Here is a 4439-nt window from a genome sequence, read left to right as displayed (position 1 = left end):
GCAGTCCGGCCATCACCTTCCGGGCCGGAGACGACGGGGGCGCGTCTCCGGCCCGGAAGCGGGGATGTGGCGTCGACTTTAGATGTTCTCATGACGACCGTCAATAGTTTGCAAAGATATACTGGCGTCGTGCAGTGACCACCGCTGTCTGCGCATCCGCACCGACCCACTCGGGAGTGAAACGATGTCCGGGCACACAGCCGCCCCCGGCACCACCGGCGAAGGTGCCGGTCGCGACGCCTATGGGCGCCCGCCACGACCGGAATCGCTCCTCCTGGCGTTCTGCGGCGCTCACCTCCTGGACCGGGACGTCGCAGTGAGCGCCGGCAGCGTCATCGATCTGCTGACCCGGCTGGGCATCGGCGAGCATGCCACCCGAGCCGCGCTGAACCGGATGACCAGGCGCGGGCTGTTCCGAAACGTGCGCCACGGCCGACGCGTCTACCTGACCCTGACCGCGCAGTCCGAGGCCGTCCTGCGCGACGGCGGTGCCCGGCTCGAGTCGGAGATGGTGCACCGCGAATGGGACGGCCGTTGGACGTTGCTCGCATTCTCCGTTCCGGAGAGCCGGCGCGGCGACCGGCACGCCCTGCGCACACAGCTCGGTTGGGCAGGCTACGGCCTGCTCCAGAACGGGCTCTGGGTCTCTCCCTCCCCGCATGACATCGCGCCCACGCTGGCCGAGCTGGGGTTACTCGACTACGTGAAGATCTTCCGGGCCGAAGCGATGACCACGGACCCGCACCGCATCGTCGCGGAAGCATGGGACCTCACCGGGCTCGCCGCCGGCTACGAGGCGTTCCTGGAACGTTGGAAGGGCGACAGCCCTGGTGCGCTGGACGAGCTGTCCCGGCAGGTCCTGCTCGAGACCGAGTGGTTGCTACTCGTCCGGGAGGACCCCCGGCTTCCCCTCGAGCTCCTCCCGGACAGCTGGCCGGGCGTCCAGGCCGAGGAGCGGTTCTTCTCGCTCCGCCGGCAGCTGGCTGAACCCGCTCACAAGCTCGCGGTCGCCTCCCTCGCCTGGCTGGACGGGCCGTGACTACCGAACGGCCGCCGGTGTCAGACCCCTGCCGGCATGCATGATCGGAAGTACCACGGTGCGGCGCCATGGTGAGCGCTGGTTCCGTGCCGGAGACGCTGCCGAATGCGTAAGGTAGGCCGCATCATCAATTGAATGTGCCCGCCTCGGCATACACGAGCGTCGGCGATTGGAGGTACCGTGGCGGACCCTGACGAGTTGACCATCACGATTGCACGGCACCTCGAGGTCGACTGGCAGTACGTCGAGCACGTCGACGCATTGAACGAGGAAAGAATCGCTGAGATACGCTCCGCTGGACGCAGGGCGGGTCGTCTACTCGGCTACAAGATCGTGACTCATCAGAGCGATCCTGGCCAGCGAAAGGACGGCCGTGTCGTGGTGATCGTCGCCGTACGCGAATCGCCGAACGCCGAAGACGAAGAGCGTATGAACGAACGCGCTCGTCTGCTGATGAACAGTACGTGGGCCGAGCCCGGGCACACCGAAGACACGGACCGGTGAGCGCGGCCTCTAAGGATGACGCGCTCTAGCGATGTCCGCCGAGATCGCCTCCGCCGTCTCCCGCAGTGGTGGCAACAGGTCGCGGCGGATAGCGCTGGCCGTGCCGCGGCTGGTGTGCGCCGAGACGTTGAGAGCGGCGACCACCCGGCCGTCGCCGTCGAGCACCGGCACCGCCATCGACCGTAACCCTTCTTCCAGCTCCTCGTCGACGAGGCAGTAGCCGTCGGCGCGGACCTGGTCCAGCACGGCACGCAGCTGCTCACGGTCGGTGATCGTCTTCGGCGTCAGCGGGTCCAGCTTCACCCGGTCCAAGTAGTCATCGAGCCGGCTCGGCTCCTGGTGGGTAAGCAGCACCCGCCCCATCGACGTGGCGTACGCCGGGAACCGGGTACCGACGCTGATCACCACACTCATGATCCGCTTCGTCGGGACCCGGGCGACGTAGACCACGTCGTCGCCGTCGAGCACCGCCATCGAGCAGGACTCGCGCACCCGCTCCACCAGGCGCTCCATCGACGGCATAGCCAGCTCGGGCAATGAGAGGCTGGACAGATACGCGTAGCCGAGCTCCAGCACTCGCGGCCGCAGCGAGAACAACCGGCCGTCCGTTCCCACATAGCCCAGCTCCACCAGCGTGTGCAGGAAGCGGCGCGCCGCCGCCCGGGTGAGCCCGGTAGACCGGGCCACGTCGCTCAGCGTCAGCTGCGGATGGTCCGTGTCGAAGGCGCGGATGACCGCGAGCCCGCGTTCCAGGGACTGAACGAAGTCCGCGCCACGCTCCTCTCGCATCAGCTCAGCCCTTCTTCGCTCAAGACCTGCTGCGCGACCGCGAACGCGCGGTTGGCGGCCGGCACGCCAGCATAGACGGCCACCTGTAACAGCACTTCTTTGATCTCATCAACCGTCAGACCATTGCGCAACGCCGCTCGTACGTGCATCGCGAGCTCGTTGTCGTGGTGCAGCGTGGCCAGCATCGCCAGGGTGATGCAGCTGCGGGTGCGCCGGTCCAGCCCCGGACGGGACCAGATGTCCCCCCATGCGTAACAGGTGATCAGGTCCTGGAAATCCGCGGTGAAGGCGGTGGTGCCCGCGGTGGCACGGTCGACGTGCTGGTCGCCGAGCACCGCCCGTCGCGCCTGCATGCCGGCGTCGTACCGGTCATCGTCGCTCACCGTCTCACATCCCCTGCTCGCTCGCGCCGCTGTCTGTGCCCGCCGCACTCGTCAGCCTGCCGGTGGACCTAGATGATCCACCAGTAGCCTGCCGATCTCGTCCGGACGCTCCACACTACCGAGATGCGCTGCTCCATCGACGGTCTCCAACCGGACCGGCGCGCCCCCGTGGGCGACGCCGTCGACGATGCTTTGTGCGTGCTCGACCGGCGTCGCCGGGTCTTGCAGCCCCGCGACGACGAGCGTCGGACTGCGCACCTGAGCAAGCAGCGGCCGCAGATCCATCGCGGCGATGGCCTCGCAGCATCCGGCGTACCCTTCAGCTGGGATATCCAGCAGATCTGTGTGCAGCGCCTTGGCGGTCGGTGTCTGCGCGAACGCGGGCGTGAACCAGCGAGCTACCACAGGCTCGGAGATCGAACGCATCCCTTCCGTGCGGACAGCATGCGCCCGGTCGCGCCAGGCCTGCTCCGGAGGTATGCGCGCCGACGAGCAGACCAGCGCCAGCCGGTCGACCCGCTCCGGCATGGTCGCCGCGACCTGAAGCGCGACCATCCCGCCGAGGGAGAGCCCGCCCAGATGCGCCTGCCGCACGCCGAGGCTGTCGAGCAAGCCGACCAGCTCGGCCGCGAGCCCTTCGATGGAGTACGGCCCCGGCGGGACCTCCGACTCGCCATGGCCGAGATGGTCGTAGCGGACCACCCGGAACCGCGCGCTGAGCATCGGGAGCTGCGGATCCCACATGGCCCGGGTGGTGCCCAGCGAGCTGCCCAGGACGAGCACCGGCGCGTCGTCGGGGCCGTGCACGTCGTAGCCGAGCCGATGCGTCATCGCCGTTCCTTCCGATCATGGGAACGCAGGTGTCGATCGACCAGTTCTTCGGCGGCGCCGAGCCCGTTGACCGGATCCAGCCGTGTACTCAGCTCGTCCTCGCTCACCGCGTCAGCCACCTTCGGGTCGCGACGGAGCACGGCGACAAGCTCAAGGCCGCCGCCGGGCACCTCTGCGAGAGCCCGCCGCACCGCCTCCTGCGCGCCGAGCCGGCCGAGTGCCGGCACGAGTACCGTCGCGAGGGCCTCCGACATGACACCTGGCCCGGCCGCGTCCAGGTTGCGGCGCATCGCCGCCGGATCCACCCGCAGCCCGCCGAGGATCGACGCGGTCCGCGCCGCAGCGCCTCCGGCCAACCGGAGCAGGTCCCGCAACGCGGGCCATTCGGCATGCCACGAGCCGGTGGCACGCTCCTGTTCATGAACGCCGGCGGTCAGCAGCGTGCCGAGGAGACCGGGGCTTCGCCGAGCCGCGGCCACCACCAGGACAGAGGCGGTGGGGTTCTGCTTGTGCGGCATCGCCGACGAACCGCCCGGCGTGCCCTCGGCCACTTCGCCGATCTCGCCCTGAGACTGCAGGACGACGTCGGTGGCGACCTTCCCGCAGGTGGCCACCGTGGCGCCGAGTGCGGATCCGAGCGCGTGCACGCGGGATCGCTCAGTGTGCCACGGCGTCCCGGGATCAGCCAGGCCCAGCTCGTCCGCCAGATACGCCGTCACCTCGAGCCCGCGGCCCGGGTATCCCGTGAGGGTGCCGACCGCTCCTCCCAGCTGGACCGCCAGCAGGCTGTCGCGGACCCGGGCAAGCTCCGCGGTGGCCGCGTCCAGACCTCCGAGCCAGCCCGCCGCCCGCAGGCCGAACGTCGTCGGCTGCGCGGGCTGGCCGAGGGTGCG

At 69.4% G+C, this 4439-nt stretch carries 6 protein-coding genes; 2 read left to right on the top strand and 4 right to left on the bottom strand.

Annotated elements, in window-relative coordinates:
- The first annotated feature begins 184 nt into the window (after positions 1-184).
- Both ELR45_RS26615 and ELR45_RS26610 read left to right on the top strand, forming a co-directional pair.
- Positions 185-1039 carry a PaaX family transcriptional regulator gene (locus ELR45_RS26615; RefSeq protein WP_129669020.1) on the top strand — a complete coding sequence of 285 codons (855 nt, stop codon included), beginning with the start codon at positions 185-187 and terminating at the stop codon, positions 1037-1039.
- Between the two features lie 180 nt (positions 1040-1219).
- Positions 1220-1543, top strand: a complete 324-nt coding sequence (locus ELR45_RS26610) for a hypothetical protein (RefSeq protein WP_129669019.1) — start codon at positions 1220-1222, stop codon at positions 1541-1543.
- Positions 1544-1552: 9 nt separating this feature from the next.
- On the opposite strand, the gene ELR45_RS26605 is transcribed toward ELR45_RS26610, so the two are convergent.
- The 4 genes from ELR45_RS26605 to ELR45_RS39205 form a co-directional block, all read right to left on the bottom strand.
- Positions 1553-2332, bottom strand: a complete 780-nt coding sequence (locus tag ELR45_RS26605; RefSeq protein ID WP_129669018.1) for an IclR family transcriptional regulator — start codon at positions 2330-2332, stop codon at positions 1553-1555.
- On the bottom strand, positions 2332-2715 hold the full coding sequence (gene pcaC, locus ELR45_RS26600; protein ID WP_205857329.1) for a 4-carboxymuconolactone decarboxylase: 384 nt from the start codon (positions 2713-2715) through the stop codon (positions 2332-2334). Before pcaC ends, ELR45_RS26605 begins: the two co-directional genes overlap by 1 nt.
- Positions 2716-2766: 51 nt before the next feature.
- Positions 2767-3546 carry a 3-oxoadipate enol-lactonase gene (pcaD, locus tag ELR45_RS26595; protein ID WP_129669017.1) on the bottom strand — a complete coding sequence of 260 codons (780 nt, stop codon included), beginning with the start codon at positions 3544-3546 and terminating at the stop codon, positions 2767-2769.
- Positions 3543-4439: lyase family protein (locus tag ELR45_RS39205; RefSeq protein WP_205857328.1), on the bottom strand; the 897-nt coding region annotated here is incomplete at its 5' end. The genes ELR45_RS39205 and pcaD, both read right to left, overlap by 4 nt.

The sequence above is a fragment of the Phytoactinopolyspora endophytica genome (assembly GCF_004138495.1).
Taxonomy (GTDB): domain Bacteria; phylum Actinomycetota; class Actinomycetes; order Jiangellales; family Jiangellaceae; genus Phytoactinopolyspora; species Phytoactinopolyspora endophytica.
Note: the sequence above shows the minus strand (reverse complement) of the source record. Positions and strands in the feature narration are given on the sequence as shown.